15 protein-coding genes and 4 pseudogenes are annotated in these 19335 nt (G+C 59.6%); 6 read left to right on the top strand and 13 right to left on the bottom strand.

All coding sequences use genetic code 11. The features are described from left to right. Positions 1–97: 97 nt before the first annotated feature. The 4 genes and pseudogenes from groL to AC0V8S_RS37880 all read right to left on the bottom strand — a co-directional run. Complete coding sequence (groL, locus tag AC0V8S_RS37895; RefSeq protein WP_475438834.1) at positions 98–1762, bottom strand: chaperonin GroEL; 1665 nt, start codon at positions 1760–1762, stop codon at positions 98–100. A 65-nt stretch (positions 1763–1827) separates the two neighbouring features. Continuing rightward, positions 1828–2124 (bottom strand): co-chaperone GroES, encoded by a 297-nt coding sequence (gene groES / locus AC0V8S_RS37890; protein ID WP_183455141.1) that lies wholly within the window; start codon positions 2122–2124, stop codon positions 1828–1830. A gap of 1193 nt (positions 2125–3317) precedes the next feature. Then, positions 3318–3509 carry a hypothetical protein gene (locus tag AC0V8S_RS37885; RefSeq protein WP_475438833.1) on the bottom strand — a complete coding sequence of 64 codons (192 nt, stop codon included), beginning with the start codon at positions 3507–3509 and terminating at the stop codon, positions 3318–3320. A gap of 174 nt (positions 3510–3683) precedes the next feature. Further along, positions 3684–3963 (bottom strand): annotated as a pseudogene (locus AC0V8S_RS37880) (DDE-type integrase/transposase/recombinase); the annotation flags it as partial. Here AC0V8S_RS37880 and AC0V8S_RS37875 point away from each other — a divergent pair. After that, positions 3957–4214, top strand: a pseudogene (locus tag AC0V8S_RS37875) (ISKra4-like element ISCot1 family transposase); the annotation flags it as partial. The pseudogenes AC0V8S_RS37880 and AC0V8S_RS37875 sit on opposite strands and share 7 nt — an antisense overlap. A gap of 334 nt (positions 4215–4548) precedes the next feature. Here the strand turns inward: AC0V8S_RS37875 and AC0V8S_RS37870 are convergent. The 4 genes and pseudogenes from AC0V8S_RS37870 to AC0V8S_RS37855 form a co-directional block, all read right to left on the bottom strand. After that, complete coding sequence (locus AC0V8S_RS37870; RefSeq protein WP_475438832.1) at positions 4549–5157, bottom strand: CDP-alcohol phosphatidyltransferase family protein; 609 nt, start codon at positions 5155–5157, stop codon at positions 4549–4551. Next, positions 5121–5951, bottom strand: a pseudogene (locus tag AC0V8S_RS37865) (phosphocholine cytidylyltransferase family protein). Before AC0V8S_RS37865 ends, AC0V8S_RS37870 begins: the two are co-directional and overlap by 37 nt. Before the next feature lie 16 nt (positions 5952–5967). Next, a complete protein-coding gene (locus AC0V8S_RS37860) occupies positions 5968–7188 on the bottom strand; it encodes an aminotransferase class I/II-fold pyridoxal phosphate-dependent enzyme (RefSeq protein ID WP_183455475.1) in 1221 nt (406 codons plus the stop codon). 283 nt (positions 7189–7471) lie between these two features. Continuing rightward, positions 7472–7811: pseudogene (locus AC0V8S_RS37855) on the bottom strand (IS6 family transposase); the annotation flags it as partial. A 503-nt stretch (positions 7812–8314) separates the two neighbouring features. On the opposite strand from AC0V8S_RS37855, the gene aepX reads away from it, so the two are divergent. The 5 genes from aepX (at position 8315) to AC0V8S_RS37830 (ending at position 12961) form a co-directional block, all read left to right on the top strand. Further along, on the top strand, positions 8315–9277 hold the full coding sequence (gene aepX, locus AC0V8S_RS37850; RefSeq protein ID WP_475438831.1) for a phosphoenolpyruvate mutase: 963 nt from the start codon (positions 8315–8317) through the stop codon (positions 9275–9277). Positions 9278–9316: 39 nt separating this feature from the next. Next, positions 9317–10543, top strand: coding sequence for an aminotransferase class I/II-fold pyridoxal phosphate-dependent enzyme (locus AC0V8S_RS37845; protein WP_475438830.1), 1227 nt, complete (start codon positions 9317–9319; stop codon positions 10541–10543). 4 nt (positions 10544–10547) lie between these two features. Next, a complete protein-coding gene (locus AC0V8S_RS37840) occupies positions 10548–11438 on the top strand; it encodes a phosphocholine cytidylyltransferase family protein (RefSeq protein WP_475438829.1) in 891 nt (296 codons plus the stop codon). 250 nt (positions 11439–11688) lie between these two features. Continuing rightward, on the top strand, positions 11689–12789 hold the full coding sequence (locus tag AC0V8S_RS37835; RefSeq protein ID WP_183455136.1) for a pyridoxal phosphate-dependent aminotransferase: 1101 nt from the start codon (positions 11689–11691) through the stop codon (positions 12787–12789). Positions 12790–12814: 25 nt separating this feature from the next. Then, positions 12815–12961: a hypothetical protein gene (locus tag AC0V8S_RS37830; protein WP_475438828.1), complete on the top strand. Its 147-nt coding sequence runs from the start codon at positions 12815–12817 to the stop codon at positions 12959–12961. Between the two features lie 746 nt (positions 12962–13707). Here the strand turns inward: AC0V8S_RS37830 and AC0V8S_RS37825 are convergent. The 5 genes from AC0V8S_RS37825 to AC0V8S_RS37805 form a co-directional block, all read right to left on the bottom strand. Beyond that, on the bottom strand, positions 13708–15174 hold the full coding sequence (locus tag AC0V8S_RS37825; RefSeq protein ID WP_183455134.1) for an alkaline phosphatase family protein: 1467 nt from the start codon (positions 15172–15174) through the stop codon (positions 13708–13710). A 291-nt stretch (positions 15175–15465) separates the two neighbouring features. Beyond that, positions 15466–16329 carry an ABC transporter permease gene (locus AC0V8S_RS37820; RefSeq protein ID WP_183455474.1) on the bottom strand — a complete coding sequence of 288 codons (864 nt, stop codon included), beginning with the start codon at positions 16327–16329 and terminating at the stop codon, positions 15466–15468. Positions 16330–16338: 9 nt separating this feature from the next. Next, positions 16339–17274, bottom strand: a complete 936-nt coding sequence (locus AC0V8S_RS37815; protein ID WP_183455133.1) for an ABC transporter permease — start codon at positions 17272–17274, stop codon at positions 16339–16341. Further along, positions 17274–18266, bottom strand: a complete 993-nt coding sequence (locus AC0V8S_RS37810; RefSeq protein WP_475438827.1) for an ABC transporter ATP-binding protein — start codon at positions 18264–18266, stop codon at positions 17274–17276. Before AC0V8S_RS37810 ends, AC0V8S_RS37815 begins: the two co-directional genes overlap by 1 nt. After that, positions 18263–19312: an ABC transporter ATP-binding protein gene (locus AC0V8S_RS37805; RefSeq protein WP_475439173.1), complete on the bottom strand. Its 1050-nt coding sequence runs from the start codon at positions 19310–19312 to the stop codon at positions 18263–18265. Before AC0V8S_RS37805 ends, AC0V8S_RS37810 begins: the two co-directional genes overlap by 4 nt. Positions 19313–19335: the final 23 nt, after the last annotated feature.

The raw sequence follows: 19335 nt of genomic DNA, 5'->3' as shown, positions 1-19335 counted from the left end.
AGACGCCGGCCCCCTGTGGGCAAAAAGGTTCGCCCAAAGAAAAAGGGCGGCACTGCTGCCGCCCTTTCCGTATTCTGAAAGCAGATGGAAGCGTGGATTAGAAATCCATGCCGCCCATGCCGCCCATGCCGCCCATGCCGCCGCCGCCCATGCCGCCAGGCATGCCGCCGCCAGCCGACTCCTTCTTCGGAGCCTCCGCGATCATGGCTTCGGTGGTGACGAGCAGGCCGGCGACCGAGGCCGCGTCCTGGAGAGCGGTACGGACAACCTTGACCGGATCGACGATGCCCATGGCGATCATGTCGCCATAGTCGCCGGTCTGGGCGTTGTAGCCGAAGGTTGCATCCTTGTTGTCGAGGATCTTGCCGGCGACGATCGAAGCTTCTGCGCCTGCATTCGCGGCGATCTGGCGGGCCGGAGCCTGCAGGGCGCGGCGGACGATGGCGATGCCGGCCGTCTGATCGGCATTGGCGCCGGTGACGGTGATGGCCAGCGAAGCGCGCAGCAGGGCGACGCCGCCGCCGGGAACGATGCCTTCTTCGACGGCCGCGCGGGTCGCGTTGAGGGCGTCATCGACGCGGTCCTTCTTTTCCTTGACTTCGATCTCGGTCGCACCGCCGACGCGGATGACCGCAACGCCGCCCGCCAGCTTGGCGAGACGTTCCTGCAGCTTCTCCTTGTCGTAGTCCGAGGTGGTCTCTTCGATCTGCTGCTTGATCTGGGCGACGCGGCCCTGGATCTCGGCCTTCTTGCCGGCGCCGTCGACGATGGTGGTGTTCTCCTTGGAGATCGACACCTTCTTGGCGCGGCCGAGCATGTTGAGGCCGACGTTCTCGAGCTTGATGCCGAGGTCTTCCGAGATGACCTGGCCACCGGTGAGGATGGCGATGTCTTCCAGCATGGCCTTGCGGCGATCACCGAAGCCCGGCGCCTTGACGGCGGCGATCTTCAGGCCGCCACGCAGCTTGTTGACGACCAGCGTGGCCAGGGCCTCGCCTTCGACGTCTTCCGAGATGATCAGCAGCGGCTTCGAGGTCTGCACGACGGCTTCGAGAACCGGCAGCATGGCCTGGAGGTTGGACAGCTTCTTCTCGTGCAGGAGGATGTAGACGTCCTCGAGCTCGGCAACCATCTTGTCGGCATTGGTGACGAAGTAAGGGCTGAGGTAGCCGCGGTCGAACTGCATGCCTTCGACGACTTCGAGTTCGGTCTCGGCGGTCTTGGCTTCTTCAACCGTGATGACGCCTTCGTTGCCGACCTTCTGCATCGCTTCCGCGATCATCTTGCCGACCGAAGCATCGCCATTGCCGGCGATCGTGCCGACCTGGGCAACTTCTTCCGAGGTCTTGATCTTCTTGGCGTTCTTGACGAGGTGAGCGACGACTTCGGTCACGGCCAGATCGATGCCGCGCTTCAGGTCCATCGGGTTCATGCCGGCGGCAACCGCCTTGTGGCCTTCCTGGACGATCGACTGCGCCAGAACGGTCGCGGTCGTGGTGCCGTCGCCGGCGATGTCGTTGGTCTTGGACGCGACTTCGCGGATCATTTGCGCGCCCATGTTCTCGAACTTGTCGGAAAGTTCGATTTCCTTGGCGACGGTGACGCCGTCCTTGGTGATGCGCGGCGCGCCGAACGACTTGTCGATAACGACGTTGCGGCCCTTGGGGCCGAGCGTGACCTTCACCGCGTCAGCGAGGATGTTGATGCCGCGCAGCATGCGCTCGCGGGCATCACGGGAGAATTTTACGTCTTTGACAGCCATTTTTTACTCCTGGGCATTTCGCCCGAAATTCAGATTGGATGGTGCGGATGAAAGGCGGCGGCGTGTCAGCCGATGATGCCCATGATGTCGGCTTCCTTCATGACCAGAAGGTCTTCGCCGTTGAGCTTGACTTCGGTGCCCGACCACTTGCCGAACAGGATGCGGTCGCCGGCCTTGACGTCCAGCGGGACGAGCTTGCCGGCTTCGTCGCGGGCGCCGGAGCCGACGGCGATGATCTCGCCTTCCTGCGGCTTTTCCTTTGCCGTGTCCGGGATGATGATCCCGCCGGCGGTCTTCGCTTCGGACTCGACGCGACGAACGACCACGCGGTCATGAAGCGGCCGGAAATTCGACTTTGCCATTTTTTGGATGTCCCTGGTTCGGATGTTGAACGGTTCTCCGTCGCCGGAGAGTTGTTAGCACTCACCAGAGGCGAGTGCTAACATGGCGGTGAGATAGGCCGTCGGCTGGCACTAGTCAAGACGGAAGAGGGGACGGGCGAAGAGCAAAAGATTTCGGAATCGGCGCGGAAGTGCCGCCCCCTTTACGTGAGGAGAAAGCTCTTCCGCATCTTTGTTGCCAGTCGCTCGTCCCCACCGGCTCAAACATCTCCGCCTGCGGCGCCTGCCTGGTGTGGCCGGCGGGGAAGGGCCAGAACGGCAGTTCGCCCAGTGTGCTTTTTCGGCGAAGAGCGCGCGGATAGGGCACCGGCAAGTTCCTCGGATGGCTCGTCGGTCAGAACATCGCGCCGCACATTCCGGTGTGGGACAAGAGCCAGCGTGATGACGTAACCTTCAGCCGCGCGGACTTCATCTTCGATGCGGTCCAGAACAAGTTCATCTTTCCCGCCGACAAGGCAGTATCGTCGCAACTTCGCGGTCCCGCGCACACGCAGTGTCAGCGTTGGAAACCGGATCCCGGGCCAGCAAACGAGGCTGCCAGAGGTGTAAACTCAAGCGCCGCTGCTATCCAAAGACGCCGGTGCGCGATGTGCTGCGCTGCGTCCACGAGGAGGCACGCGACACGCCCGTCAAAGCGGATACGCCCATGTTCGGACGGTCGCGCAACGAACGCAAAAAGTCGAGATGCTCTTCGTACACCTGAAGACCGCGCTCCGCTTCGAACGCAGGAGATTACACGGCCTGAGCGGAGCTTGTGACGAGTTCCTTGTGGCCGCCATCACGCCTGCGACGCCTGGTGCGGCTGACCACGCCAACGGTGCCGGCACAAACACGATGGAGGCCAATCCGTAGAATTCTCGTCAATGAGCCAAGATACACGCGCCATTCAACCGACCGCCGTTCCTCCTCCAGACAGGCAGACAGGGATCGCAATCGAGTTTTTTTACGGCATCGGTCAATTTCTCAGTTCGGGGAACATGACGTTGCGCCAGGATGGACATTCTGCTGAATTTCACCTGCCGGCGCTGTTTCGTGGACGCGCGCTTGGGACTTCCCATTTCTATTGCCCGTCTCGGCTCATGCCGGGGCGGGCTTCTTTGCGTTCTGGGAGAATTTGCTCACCATGGTTCAGAGTGGAGGCCATGGAGCTCGCCTCAGAGGCGGCGCCCAATCGGAAACGTTAGCACCTTCGCGTTTTGGCGTGGCTGCTTGAACTCTTCGGCGGCAACCGCCTCAATTAACAGGTCCAAGGCTTCGCGCCCCCTTCGGCTGATCGGATCATCGCCACGAAGGTAGTGATACGCTCGATCTAAATGCACTCGGGCGGCGGAAAAATCGCTTGTCATATGACCCTCTCAGTAGCCGCCCGCATTAGCCGTCTACGAGGTGAGGGTCGCGCAATCGTCAATATCCACAGACGGATTTGATTTAAATCGGCGATAATCGAGGTGAGTAGCCGGACACCGGCTGACGCTGTCACGTTGTCTGCGATGAACGCGCTGAAGCGGTGTGCGCTGCTGTCACCAGAGCGCAGTCACGGCCTTCCACTCCGCCATTGCGTAGACGGTGAAGATGGATCTGAAACGCGCAATGTCTTGAGCTAGGTGGAACGAAGAGGTAGCGCAGGGCGGAGAAGATCGAGACGAAGCGCTGAAGGGTTTCCGCTGATCGGAAGCCCTGCATCGTTCGCTCCCGTTTTCGCAACGGCACATGGGAATTCTCAGCGGGGTTGTTCAATCCTTTGTGCGACCAGTGCTCGACTTCCGGCATCACCTGCCGCCTTGCCGCCCCATTACGGAGAGCGCTACCGAGCCCGGCTTCGGGTCGCCAGCAGCCTCGCCGAATCGGCAGTGAATTCACTCGTCGGCAAGCGGATGGTCAGGAAACAGCAGATGCGCTGGTCGCTTCACGGCGCTCACATGCTCATGCAGGTCCGGACGGCAGATCTGAACGGTGAGCTTCGCGGTCGATTGCGGGCACCGTTCCGACAGCCAGAACCGAACGTGCCTCCCCTGTTCAACCCCAAACCGCCACTCCTACGCGCCGCCTGACCCAGCGAAATTACCAGTCTCTCTGGGTTGTTCCCCGCGATACAGGCCGCTGGCGAGTGCTCGCCGCGGTCCCAGCTGTGACCAGCCCCCATTCCGCGCCGGTCAAGCCTTTTTCCGATAGCCTCGGATAATGCATCAAGGTCGACGAATGCCACCACAGCGGCATTCGCCGCGAGATTACCGCTGAAGCTGGATTGCTTGCCCCGTAATCGTACGCACGCCCGCACAGTTGATGAGTGGCTCTACTCCAAGAGAACGGTAGATGTTCCCTGCCGTGTGGTCGGCGTGGAAGCCGAAGGTCGATGCATAGCCCGATGGTGAGGGTGCGACCGCATTACGATACTCCCCGCTGAAGCAGGATCGCCGAAGCGCAGATCGCGAAGACCGTGATCGCCAGATACATCGCCCGGTTGGGTGAAGGCACACGAATTGAAGCAACGTGGGCAATGCTAAGAAGGACGAAAACGACATTCATGACGGCAACGAATATTTCCAGGGCCATGAAAGGCTGGACTAGGACCAGCGCCGCCAGCAAGGGAATGTCATAAGACAGCGGTACCCCTGCAAAGCAGCCGTCCTCGGATTTTCCGAAGTTTGCGAAGTAGCTTAACCGGATCGCACCAGCCAGAATAAGTGCAGACGCGATAAATAGAGAGAGCAGCGAGACCTCGTTCAACTGCAGGATCAGCACGGCAGGAAGGATCGCGCCATAAATTATATCGCCGAACCCGTCGAGACTCTTACCCATTTTCGCCACATCCGGATGGCGATTCAATGTGCGTCCGGCCACCACCCCATCCAAATGATCCGCAAGAACGGCCCACAAAGCGACCGCGACCGCTATCTCAATATGGCCATTGAGCGCGAGGTATAAGGAGACCGATGAGCACAGCAAACCGACTGTGGTTATCGCATTGGCAGGGTCGACGAGGTAGCGAAGCATAATCGGTCTCCAGGCTCGAACGGCGAGCAAATTTCGCGGGCGGTGATGAACATCGCCTCTGCGATGCGCAGGTCGGCCTTGGTGTCGATCTCATACCACCTGACTTCATCGCGTCTGGCGGCGGCGATCTGGAGGCCCTTGCGCTCGATAAGCTGCGACAGCAGCTCTTCGGTATAGGAGGCCACGCCTCCGCAGCCGATGAGACCGTCGAGATACGGAACGATGGTCTGTCGCAGGTCTTCGCCGGAGAAACGGATGAGATTCATCATCTTGAAGAGCGGTTGCGACGCGTCGTTGAGATCTGCCGCAGTCTGCTTCATCCGGACCACGGCAATGTAGCCATTGTCATTAAGAACGACCCCAGAACCTTCCATCGATCGTTCAAATGGAGCATCCGCGGCGACATTCCCCGCACGCACAGCGTCAGGTTGCGAAGGGCGTCGAGCTCAAAGAACACATCGCCTTCGAGCAGATAGGTATCGCATGACGACAAGGCGTGGCGAGCAGCTAAAGCGAGTATGCGCTGCGGGTCTTGTCGAAGACCGGAGACTCGACATAGTTGATGTCGATGTTCCCGAACCGACTGCCGCACGAATACTGGATCGCGTCCCTACGATAGCCGACGACGATGGTAACATCCTCGACGCCAACGGTCTCAAGGTTGTGCAGAGCGTTGTGAAGGATAGGTGTTCCATTTACCTCGACCAAGCGTTTCGGCCAAGGTCGGTGAGCGGTCGAAGGCGAGAGCCGAAGCCTGCAGCCAATGAAGCTCTCGTCGGAGAATTCGTTGTCATAGCATTTCCCTTCTTCCTATTGACGCTGACGCGTCTCCCCGTAGTCCCAGGCGTTGAGGAATTTGACGAGCCGGCTAAGGCCCATCTCGAGCTTGTCCGGCGGAACGCCGTAAGAGAGGCGAAGACCGAACGGGTCGCCGAACGCCGTGCCGGACACCGCCGCGACTCCGGCCTTAGCGATCAGTTCCCGAACCAGCTTGTCCGCGTCGCCGTCGCCAATCACCAGGTTCCAAGGTTCCGGAGCCAGAAGGCTTTTGATGTCGAGATAGAAATAGAATCCACCCATGGCCGTCGGCGCTGGAATCCTCGAAAGATCCGAAAGTGCTCTCAGCCCCACCTGTCGGGAAGAGGTGAGCTGTGACCGAAGCTGGTGTTCATAGCTGCCGTCGGTGTTTTGGAGATGGAAAAGCGCGGCGTGCTGGGCGATCACGTTCGGGTTCGATGTCGTATGCGACTGGAGCGCTTTCACGGCACTGATAACGTATTCCGGACCCGCAAGGTAACCGATCCTCCAACCCGTCAGAGCAAGCGACTTGCTGAAAGCGTTGACGATCAGCGTCCGGGATCGCACTTCCGGAAGCACCGAGACGATCGGATGATGGTGCACGTCGGCATGGACGAAATCTGCGTAGCATTCATCGAAAATGATCCAGAGGTCATGTTCTATCGCAAGCTCCCCGATCCCGCGCAGAATATTGGCGTTGTAAACGGTGCCGGTAGGATTATTTGGCGTGTTGATTACAATCGCACGGCTGTGCGCGGTGAGCGCTGATTCAATGTCCTCGATGCGCAGCGCGTAGCCATTGGACCGAGTATCGACATGAACAGGAGTACCGCCAGCGATCCGCACTTGGGCGGGAAATGTCGTCCAGTAGGGCGCCGGGATGATGACCTCGTCGCCCGGATTGAACAGCACCATGGCGGCGTTGAAGAGAGCCTGTTTGGCACCGGTCGTGACCGCGATCTCGTTGGCAGACCACGCCAGGCCGGTCTCAACTGCAACCTTTTTGGCCAACGCCTCACGTAATTCCACAATGCCAACTGTGTCGGTATACCGGTTTGCGCCCTTGCTGATGGCGTCGATTGCCCCGTCACGGATCGTTGGCGCGAGGTCGGACCAGATTTCGCCGGCAGTTAGATCGACGATTTCAATGCCTGCATCGGCTGCTTCTTTCGCCGCAGCGCGGGCCGCTGCGGTTCCCGACCCTTTGAATAAAGCTGTCCTGTGCGCGAGCATTTGCTCCTCCTGGCAATCGCGTTCCTCGTTCATCTCCGGATAGGCCGTGGGCACGATCACGATCGGCACATTTCCGCTCCAGGCGCGCACGAAGCTCTCGACTTCGTCCGGCGTCTTCTGTTTGGAGTGGACAAGGAGAAGTTACCGCTCTCATCTGCGGATGACCAAGCATATGCCGTGCCAAAGGAGAAATCATTTCGGAACAATACGATAGCTCGAACGCGGCTGTGTCGCATGTCCGACATAGTCGGATGCCGTCATCTAAGCCAGACCAACCGGAAGGCGATCGCTTCCCGTCGATAACGACCCGAGCGGGCTGGCCATGACGGTGCAGCGATTTTCTGAAGAAGCGCTCGGCCGCCGGCAAGTCACGCCGTTCGCTGAAATAGAATTCGACCGTGTCGCCGACACTGTCGTTAGCGCGATAGAGATATATCCACTGGCCCGGACCTTGATGTAGGTGTCGCCGACGCGCCACCTGCCGGTGACGGCCCGCTTGCGCCGGTTGAAACGCTCCAGCAACAAGGGCGAGAAACGAACGGTCCAGCGGTGGATGGTCGTGCCGCAATGCCCCGCTCGGCCATCATCTCCTCAAGATCGCGCAGGCTCAGATGGTAGGCCAGGTTTCAGCGTACGCACAGCAGGATCACTGATTGGTTATGCATGCGGTCGCGCAACGCCAGACTCCTTCCGAGCAGAAGCGATTCCGATGCGGGTATATCAGAACGTCGCCGGCGCAGAAAACAGCCGATGCGGATGCAGTCTCTACAACCTGACTGTTCACAGCGATTTTAGAAGACGCCACGACATCGTCGTACATCGGACAGCGCGGATAGCAGTCGAATGACGCGTGAACTCCGCTTCTCGCGGAGGAATTCTGTCCGCCATTCCAGGGAAGACGGTGGGCCGACACTACTGCCGGGTTTGTCGAGTGAGCGACACGGGCTGTTCGGCTTGGCTCCTGCTCCCATCATCATTCAAGTCATTGATAAATATCGAGAGCGCCTTTTTGAGGCTTTTCCTGCGCAGTTGGCACGACTTTTGAGACTTCCTCCTAGAAAGGCGGCAGGCGCTGCTGATTGATTTCATTGATATCGCGATTATGGAACGAAGGGAGGAAAGCAGCATGTCAGATCTGCGTCGATTGCGTAAACTATCGGAAAAAGGGCGTCACCTGCGGAATCCAAGCGGCAATGCAAGCGAAGGTATATCTACGCTTCGTGACCTCATTTGCATCCGTGACCGACCGTCATTCCTTATGGAAGCCCATGACGCGCTCTCCGCAGCGATCGCGCAGCGGGCCGGTTTCAAGGCGCTTTGGGCGTCCGGCCTCTCGATCTCCTCCAGCCTCGGCTACCGCGATGCGAACGAGGCCTCTTGGACCCAGCTGGTCGAGGTCGTGGAACGGATGGCGGACGCAGCGGAAATTCCAATCCTCGTCGATGGAGAGAACGGATTCGGCAATTTCAACAATGCCCGTCTGGTCGCTCGCAAGCTGCGGCAGCACGGTGCGAGCGGCGTTTGCCTCGAAGACACCGCGTTCCCGAAGATGAACTCCTTCGTCGGCGACCGCCATCCGCTGGCGGAGATCGGCGAGTTCTGCGGTCGCCTTAAGGCCGTCAAGGACCAGGTTCCGGATCCGGAGTTCGTTCTCGTCGCTCGAATCGAGGCGCTGATCGCCGGATACGGTCAGCAGGAGGCGCTTGCACGAGCGCACGCCTATGCGGACGCCGGCGCCGATGCGATCCTGATCCACTCCCGCAAGTCCGACGCGGAGGAGATCTTCGCCTTCGCGCGAGCCTGGCAGAACCGACTGCCCGTCGTGATCGTACCGACAAAATACCACCGCACGCCCGTCGCCGATTATCGGGCGGTCGGTATTTCCACGGTCATCTGGGCCAACCACAACATGCGCGCGGCGATCTCGGCGATGCGTCAGGTGTGCGACCGTATCATCCAGGAAGAGAGCATTACCGGTATCGAAGATGAGGTAGCGACGCTCGACGAGCTGTTCGAATTGATGAACTACGGCGAGCTCTCAGCGGCAGAAGAGAAATACCTTCCTCGGGCAGTGAACGACAAAGGATAGCCGCGGCAGGCGGTTTTGCCGAAAAAGATGGGGACGCGCATGTTGGCGCAACGGACAAACTTGTTCAACTCGTCGGGGACCGCGGCCGCCCGCGCCGCGGCGAAGGCTGCCGCTGATGCCGGGATGGAGATTGTTGATCTCACGGCCGGCGAGATTTGGAGCGACCTGGCACCGACGATCCGGGACGGAGCGATCGAGGCGATCCGACAAGGCCTGAACCGCTACACTGACACGATCGGCTTGATGGAGTTGCGCGAGGCGCTGGGACCGAAGGTATCGGTCGAGACGGGGCAGCTCTGGCGGGCAGACGAGATCGCCGTGACGAACGGCGTCAAGCAGGCTCTTTTCAACGTGGCGATGACGCTGATCAGTCCCGGCGACCAGGTCATCATTCCCGCACCCTACTGGACGACATTCCCAGCGCAGGTCCAGATCGCCGGCGGCACCCCAGTCCATATCGACACGCGAGGAAACGGCTACGTTCCACGGATCGACGACATCCAACGCGTCATCACGCCGCTGACCCGGGCCATCGTCGTCAACACGCCCGCCAACCCCAGCGGCGCCGTCTACGACGCGGAGACCCTTGCGGGCATCGCCTATTTGGCGATGGATCGGGACCTCTGGATCATCTTCGATGAATGTTACTGCCCCTTCACCCATGATGGCCATCGGCATCATCCGATCGTGTCGCTCGTCCCGGAGGTCCGGGCCCGGACGGTGATCGTCAATGCCTTCTCCAAAAGCCTGGCCCTCACTGGCTGGCGCATCGGGTATCTCGCTGCGCCGAAGGAACTGATCTCGGCTGTCAAGGCGCTGCAGTCGCACACGACATCGAACCCGAATGTCGTTGCCCAGCACGCCGTGCTGCACCACCTCCGTGAGGGAGATGGCGCCTTTGAAGCCCGGCTCAAGGGTCAATTGACGGCGGCGCGGCAGGGTGGGCTTTCCGCCCTATCCGGGCTGCAGCGCGCGCCGATGCTTGAAGCACAGGGCGGGTTCTATTTCTATCTCGATCTGTCGGGCCTGTTGCGGCCGACGCTCGCCAATGATGACGCCAGGACAGCCGACGACATCGTGGCCGCGCTGCTCGCGCAGGCCGGCGTGGCCGGCGTGTCAGGCACTGCCTTCGGCGATCCCATGGGGCTCAGGCTCTCCTATGGCATTCTGCCGGGGCAACTCGAGGCGGGCCTAGAGCGTGTGGTCGGCGTCCTTAACGCCTGGACCGAAGGAACCGTCGCAACAACCAAAATAAGAGGGGCTTAGACCCATGGGTGCAATTGCTCCGAGAAAGGCGGTGATTCTTGCCGCCGGGTTTGGCTCGCGCCTGCGTCCGCTCACCGATCTGCGGCCGAAGCCGCTGGTCGAAGTCAATGGCACGCCGATCCTTCACAACGCCTTGCAGAACCTCGAGGCAGTCGGCGTGCGGGAGGTGACGATCGTCGTCGGCTATCTCAAAGACGCGATCCAATATTCCTGCGGCCGACGCTTCGGTGGGCTCGATATCAATTATGTCGAGTCGACGGTCTTCGACCGGACGGGCAGCGCCTACTCGCTATGGCTGGCGCGCGATGCGCTTTTGGCCGGGGACACCTATCTGCTCGAAGGCGACGTCTTCTTTGAGGGGGACGCGCTTCGGCGCTTGACGATAGATGACGCGGCGAATTCAGCCGCAGTAGCGCCTTTCAATCCGTCGATGGAGGGCTCTGCAGTAATCTTATCCGAAGGCGGATTTATTTCGGAGATTCGGCTTAAACAAACAGCTGCGGACCTACTTTCCGGCGGCCCGGCTCTCTTCAAGACAATGAACCTCATTCGCTTCTCCGACGCCACGCTCCGCACGATAATCGTGCCTGCCCTTGATGATCTCATCGGTTCCGGTGCGATCGAGGCTTACATGGAGGAGCTTCTTGCTCATCTCATCAAAAGCCGCGGCCTCCGGCTTGCGGCTGCCCGCTGCGATGAGCTGCGATGGTACGAGATAGACACCGAGGCCGATCTAAGAACTGCAGAGAACATATTCTCACCTTATGCGGATACCCTTTCCGGCATCAAGATGAAAGAAATCGAAGCGGAGATTGAGAGGCGCGCCCCGGGCCTCCAACGGGTTCAAAAAAACATCTACAAATTGTTTTGGCCAAATCGAGATGGTGCTCACTGAACCGGGCGGATTCGGCGAGTGCTTTTCGATTGCCATGCCGCATTCCGAGGCGATGATGGCAGCCACCTGCTTGGACATGTGGAGATCCTACCACAACGTCCGGAGCCAAATCGGCTCCGAACGCTGGGGTTAAATCTTAAACCTGATTGCTGATCGCGTAGCTGGGAAAACCGAGGTCATCACACTCATGCAGGCACGGTTCGGTCAATCTGAACCGGACCAAAAGTGGATAGATATGGGGGCCTAGATCATGAAACCTACACCGTTGCCTAGCGAGCCGCTTAGTCGTTCACTCGTTCATGATTTTCCCGGCGGATATTGGCGCTATGGTGTCACCGATCATGTTCTGCTGGTAAATCTATACTTTCCACCCCATGGTTTTTATACCGCGCTTGGCGAGCGGCTTCCGGAGCTCATCAGTTGCTATCCGTCACCGCAGCCTCATATTGCTGAGCAGTTGGGCAGCTTGATTTCCCAAAATCCGCAGAACCTCGCTGTTGGCAACGGCGTTGCGGAACTGATTCATGCGAGCATCCAAGCGCTAAACTGGCGCTTGGCCGTTCCGACACCGTCCTTCAATCCATACGAGCAGGTGGTGTCGCCCGAACGGCTGGCGCGGTTTCCTTTACCTGCTCCGGACTTCGAGCTCGATGTCGAGAAGTTCGCCTGGCATGCGATAGCGCATAACGCCGACGCGGTCGTTGTCATTTCGCCGAACAATCCAACCTCTAGGGGAGTGTCACGGCAGGAGCTTCTCCATCTCACAAAAATACTCTTAGCGCGAAATATCCGACTAATCGTCGATGAATCGTTCGTCGAATTCACCCCCGAGGGTGCTTCCGGAAGTATCGAGGGCACAATCCACGAATATCCAAATCTTGTGATATTCAAAAGTCTTGGGAAGATATTCGGCGTTTGTGGGCTACGTCTCGGCTACATGCTCGCAAGCGATCACAAGCTGATATCGTCCGTGCGAAGAAATTTGCCGGCTTGGAATGTAAATACCTTAGGAGAGTTTTTCCTCCACGCTCTGCCGAGCTATCAGCGCGAAGCAGAGGAAAGCTGGACTCAGGTGCGCCGGGATCGCGACCAGCTCTATTCAGAACTCGCGAAGATCCCTGATATGCATGTACTACGGCCCGATGCAAACTTCGTCTTCTGCCGCCTTCCAGATGATTGGCCAGATGGAGCCGCGCTCGCGGAAAAGCTCCTCGCGCACCATCGAGTCCTGATCCGCCACAGTGGGGCTAAAACGCTCAGCAAGGGAACTCGGTACCTGCGTATTGCTGCGCGGACGTTCGACGAAAACAGGCTTCTTGTAGAGCGCCTTCAGGAGGTCGCCGAAACATAGTGTCGGTACGAAACGAGAAAGAAAAATGGAAAACCAATGGAAAATCCAGCGTATCTCAGGTGTGGCCCCGCGGAGAAGCTCGGGATCGGCTTTTGGCCCGCTGACGTGGTCGGTCGGGACCGCCGGCGTTTACGACGGCGACATCGCCGAGAAAGAAATCGACACTTCTTGAGCTGGATCGATTGTTGCAGGAACAAGGGACTGGCAAGCAGAATCTCCTTTCCATCCCAATCTATCTCAGCGACCTCAAAGAGAAGCCTGTTTTCGACGATATCTGGGTGGAGTGGGATTGGTCCGGAAACTCTGCCTATTGCCTCAGCGCGCATGCGTCCAGGCCGAGCTGGAACATGGCATACGAGTGGAGGTCGTGGCCGTCGCGTCGCGGCCTGTCGAATAGGCAATCGATCAAATTTGCGGTTGAGGAGGTCAGAATTGACTCTACTATTCTTAAAGGAACCCGGGCATCGAGATCGCGATGGCGCTGGGCGACCTGAGCACGCAGATTCGAGAATCGACTTCACCGCCGACGCCCCCGGGGAATCAGCCATGAATGCCTCTCCCAATCTTTCTGCAACTCCTGCAAAGCGTCGAATGGCATCTGACGCATTTGCTTGCGGGAGCAGTATCAAAATCAAAACCTGCGCCGCGAGCAGTTAAGATGGCTGGGGAGGGTGCAACCACCGTTACGTGCGATCGAATTCCAACTGTCAGCTTCGAATGGCGGATTCAAGCGAACTTGTTAAGCAGGTTAGACATGTATTTTGATAATCTCTCTGGGATCCTGTTCAGATCCGCACCGTGACTTGAGCGTGAAGTCGTGCGTGCCAACGCGTGGGAAAGGCGCAACAAGCATCGGCGCATCACGTTCATGGTCGCCTTTTCCTTCGTCGAAGGCTGCCTCTGCGCAAACATGCGGCCCTACCCTTCTGCAGTTCCGCTCTCGATGTAGGTCGATGCTCTGACCTGGACACGCCGAAGAACCTGCCTGAAACGGCCAAGCCCGGCATCAAAAGCTTCACTGCGACTTTCGGGGGCGGCCTTCTGTCCTGGCTCCACAACTTCGGTCAGAACGCGGCCGGTCATCCTTTCAGGCGGCGCTATTCCAAGTAGATGCAGAATGGTCGGTGCAAAATCGCAGATACCGGAAGGGATCGTGGAGACGGAACGTTGGGCCGGGAAAGCTGAACCGGCGACAATTCCGAGAGCAGTCAACTCCTTCGGATGCAAGCCACCATGGACGCTTAGACAACGGTTGTTTTCGTAGAACGTGCCGCCGACAAGGCCGAATGGATCGACACTGTCATTCGCGCGGAACGAAAAGGACACGTCCGGAGCGCGGACATGATCGATGAAAACAAGGTGGCTGCCGAGACTGCCGAGGGCGATCCCCTCGATATCATTCTTAGCGCGGGTAAAGACCGGCCCGCACCACGGCTCGCCGGTGATCGTCGCCACGATCCGGGCGATCCGTTCGTCGCTTGGCTCAGCGAGGTAGAGCGCGCCGACTTGCCCGGGCACCACCACGACATCGACATCCGGTGTGGGTGCGGTACCCGGTCGGTAGCCCGCATCACGCAGGCACTCAACGACCGAAACCTGGGTATGACCCGTAATGTGTCCGTGGTCGGAGATCGCGATGATCTGCACGCCTTCAGCACGTCCCTCCGCTTCCCACCAGTCGAGCACCCGGCCAAACTGCCGGTCGCAATGCGCGATGATGGCGCGAGTCGCCTCAGCGCCTGTGCCATGGAAGTGCGAGGTGATGTCTGGCTCGCCGTAGGAGAGGACCGTGACGTCCGGCCGGTATTTCGGCCAGATGACATCGAGAAATGCTGAAGTGATCCAGTCTTGCCCGGCCTTGTCAGGCTCATTGCTGGGCGGTCTTGGCGGCAACGGCCCGACAAGCTCTTCGGCTTCAGCCAGCAGATCGTCCGGCGTGCAGGCCTCGCGGAAATGCCCCGAGAGCCGAACCTGCCCGAAATCCTCCGCCTTGTGGTGGAAAAAGCGCGTCGTGCCCGGCGAGTTGGTGGCCAAGACGGCAAGACTCCGACCGGCCGAAGCGAGGACTTCCCCTAGTGTCTGTGTGGACATCAGCCGCCCACCACTTTCCAGGTCAAGCTTGCGCAGGAGAGCGGCGTCTGCTGTGTCGATGTAGCGGGACGGAGTGACTGAACGGTCGACATATTGGTTCCCAACCATGCCGTGCCGGCTCGTGGTCGAACCGGTGACGAAGCTGGGAAAGGCCGAGCGGGTTTCGCTTGGATAGACCGTGCGATGGTTCGACAGGGTGATGCCATGGGCCTGTAGACGGCAGAGGTTCGGAGTCAGGTCGGGTTCGACCAGGTCAGGACGCAGGCCGTCGAAGCTGACGATGAGGAAGTGCATGCCGTGTATCTCGCAGTTCACGTTTGACAAATACGCCATTTCGCTAGCAGTCGCATATCGCGAGATCACGCGACAAAGACTAGCATGGGTCGGAAGCGTCGGCGCCGATTAGCATGAACGCTCCGAGACCGCGGACATACCAGGGCAACTCATATGCGGTCGTCCTCTTTGGCCAAGTGATAAGCAACGGAGCAACCGATCGCCCCGCTCCAATAACAATCGTTCTCATTCGTGAAACCCTGCGATCTGTTGGATTCTTGCGCCTGGCAGGCCGCAGCCTTCGCTCCCACGTTACTGCAGTCCGTTGTCCAACCGGTCGCGCAGCCAGTCGCCCAACAGGCTGATGGAGAGCGTCGTCGTAACGATCAGCGCAGCTGGCGCAAACATGATCCATGGCGCACGTGTCATATACTCCCGGCCATAGCCGAGCATGTTTCCGAGGCTCGTCATCGGGGGCTGAACGCCAAGGCCCAGAAAGGACAGGCTGCTTTCCATGAGGATGATCTCCGGGAAGGTCAGCGTCATGGAAACAATGAGCGTTGATGAAATATTCGGGAGGATGTGCCGCAGATATACCTGCGTTGGGCTCGCACCCAATTGACGGACGGCACCGGCGTAGCCTTGCGCACTGGCGGCGATCGCAAGCCCGCGTGCGATACGTGCATAGCGCTCCCAGCCGTAAAGCCCCATCAGTCCAATGAACAACGGCAAAGCGTTCCCGAAAAACGCAAGCACCGAGAGCGAAAGAATGAGGAAAGGCATGGCCGCCTGGAAGTCAGCTAGCATCAGGATGAATTGCCCGACGCGACCACGAAAGTGGGCCGCAGCAAATCCCATCGTCGTGCCAAAGCAAGCCGAAATCAGCGTCGCCCCCAGCGCGACCAGAACCGAGATACGAACGGACACGATCAATCGCGACAGAATATCGCGTCCCAGTTCGTCTGTTCCGAGCAGATGCTGCGGGTGGAATGGCGAGGCCAGCCGGTTGGGTAGATCAAGTGCAGTGTACTGGTAAGGGGTGATTTCATCGGCGAGCAGCGCTACGGCGACGACAAAAACAACCCAGAGCACGCTGGCGATGACGGAGAATGGGATCCGACGATGTTTAGTGTTCTTCCGCTTGCCAGCTGCTGTTTCGGTCACGTTTTCTATCATGTTCATGTCTCAGCGTCCTCCGGTCGAATTGGCTTCGGCCAGGCGTGGATCGAGGAAGCCGTAGAGAAAGTCCACGACGAGATTGGAAAGCACCATTGCGACAGCGACCAGCAGGAGAATGCATTGCACGACCGCCAGGTCCCGCGCAGTTACCGATACGACCAGCAGATTGCCAAGACCCGGCCAAGAGAACACGCTTTCGACCACGACCGCACCCGCGATCAGGTTGCCAACCATGAAGCCGACTACGGTAACAGTTGGAATTGCGGCGTTCGGCAGGGCGTGACCACGCACAACCGCAGCCCAAGGGATTCCCTTGGCACTGGCAGTGCGGATGTAGGGTTGCCCCAGCACTTCCAACATCGCGCTTCGCACGAAGCGGGCGAGTACGGCGGCGCCGCCAACGCCGAGAGTGATAATCGGCAGGATGAGATGCTGTAGACTGCCCTTGCCGCCGGTCGGCAGCCAGGCAAACCAGATTGACAGGACTTGAACCAAGACGAGTCCGAGGACAAAGCTTGGTACCGTATAGCCGGCGACCGCCGTGACCATAACGGCGCGGTCGATGGCGCTGTCCCGGTGCAAAGCGGCATAGATACCGGCTGGAATGCCGATCGCCAATTTCATCACAAGTGCAGGCAGGGTCAGCATGAGCGTTGCCGGGATACGTCCCAGGACAAGGTCAAGCGCTGGCCCGCCTCCACGCATCGAGCGGCCGAGTTCGCCCTGGAAAATCGCTGCGAAGTAGTGGAGATATTGCATCCAGAGAGGCTGATCGAGACCCCACTCCCGGCGAAAGGCGGCCATGGCCTCGGGCGACGCATCGTCGCCCATGATACTGCGGGCTGGATCTCCGGAAAGCCTGAGGACGATGAAGGCGAATGTGATCACCAGCACGACTGTCAGAACGGCGCGGAGGATACGGGTAGCAGCGAACCGAAGCATCAGATTCCAACCTCCTTGGTCGGTTGGGCGGCATCGACGGCATGACAAGCGACGGAGCGTCCGTCCGGCAGAGTTGAGAATGTGGGGGAAACGCTCATGCACTCCGGCCGCACGACGGGACAACGAGGGTGGAACGCGCAGCCGGTCGGACGGGCCGCTGGATTGGGTGGTTCGCCTTTGAGTATGATGCGCTCTCGTGTGCGCCGGCCAGCAACAGGGACTGCCGATACCAAGGCCCTGGTGTAAGGGTGCGTAGGGTTCGAGAGCACAAGATTTGTCTCGCCATATTCGACGATGCGCCCAAGATACATCACAGCAATACGCTGACTGACCTGGCGAACCACTTTCAAATCGTGACTGATAAAGAGAAGACTGAGACGCAGTTCCTTTTGGAGGTCCATGAGAAGGTCCACCACCTGGGCCTGGATCGATACGTCCAGAGCCGATACCGGCTCGTCGCAGACCAGCAACGCCGGTTGCATGATCAGCGCCCGGGCAAGAACAGCCCGCTGACGCTGCCCACCCGACAGCTGATGCGGCAGACTTGCGGCATGACTTGGATTCAGGCCAACCGCGTCGAGCATCGCCAGAGACTTGTCGTTCCGCTCCGATGCAGATCCGATGTCGTGAATGTCGAGTGGTTCGCGGACCTGGTCGAGGATGGACAGCCGGCGGTCCAGCGCGGCGAGTGTATCCTGGTAGATCATCTGCATTTGCGTGCGCATGCGGCGCCACGCTGGTGTATCAGTGGTCGGCAGTTCAGACCCGCGGAAGAGCACATATCCGCTGTTCGGCCGTTCAAGACCAAGCGCGATCCGTCCTGTGGTTGATTTTCCTGAACCGGATTCGCCGACGAGCCCCAGCGTCTGCCCCTGTTGCAGCGACAGCGATACTTCATCGACGGCATGGACAGGCACCTTTCTTGCGAAGAGACCCTGCCGCGTCGAATAGCTTCGGGAAATGCCGTGCAGTTCAAGAATGTTTGCAGTCATGCCAGCACGCTTTTGTTGACGTTCGGGGATTGCTGGGCCTCTGTGGCGGCCCCTGCAACGCAGGCGGAGAAATGGCCGGCTTCGGTTTGCGCGAGTGGCGGGATGGTTTCTTCACAAACCGCCATACGGTGCGCACAACGGGGCGCAAACGGGCATCCTGGAGGCATGTTTGTCGGCTCGGGCACCTGCCCTTCAATGGGAATGAGCCGATGCAACGCGCCGTCGAAAGGCGGTACAGCCGCAAGGAGACCTTGCGTATAGGGATGCAGCGGGTTTGCAAAGATGGAGTCTGACGGCGCCGTCTCGACGACACGGCCGCCATACATGACCATGATGCGCTCGCAGGTTTCGGAAACGACGCCGAGATCGTGGCTGATGAGAACAAGGGCCATGCCCGTCTCCCGCCTGATGGTGTTCAGGAGGTCGAGTATTTGTGCCTGGATCGTGGCGTCGAGCGCGGTGGTCGGCTCGTCGGCAACCAGGACGTCCGGTTTTCCGGCGAGCGCCATGGCAATCATGACCCGCTGGTTCTGGCCGCCAGACAGCTCATGGGGATAGGCGTCGAGCCGACGCCCCGTGTCCGGCAGGCCCACGAGGTCCAAAAGACGTTTCGTTTCGGCCCGAATGCTCGATCCCGACACCCCCTGATGTCGCGCGAGAACTTCGCCAACCTGTCTCCCAATCCGGATGACAGGATTGAGTGCGCTCGACGGATCCTGAAAGATCATCGCCACGCGCCCGCCCCTGATCCGGTCGAGCCGCGAGGCTGCTGCACCCAGCAATTCCTCCCCGTCCAGACGGACGCTTCCCAACACGGTGGCCGTGCGCGGCAGCAGCCCGAGCGCGGCAAGCCAGGTGACGGACTTGCCGCTACCTGATTCGCCCACAATACCAAGTGACTCGCCCCGTGAAAGCGTGAGGTCGATCCCCCGAATTACCCGGACGCCGCTGAAGTCGACGGTCAGGCCTTCGACCAAGAGCAATGGTTGCGACGACGAAGTCGCCGGGAACGCGGATGCTGGAGCGGTGCCGACGAGATTTGCCATCGCCGTCCCTGCTGGCGTGGTCA

The organism is Mesorhizobium oxytropidicola (assembly GCF_056174625.1).
The sequence above is the reverse complement of the archived record's forward strand: the minus strand, read 5'-3'. Positions and strand labels throughout refer to the sequence as shown.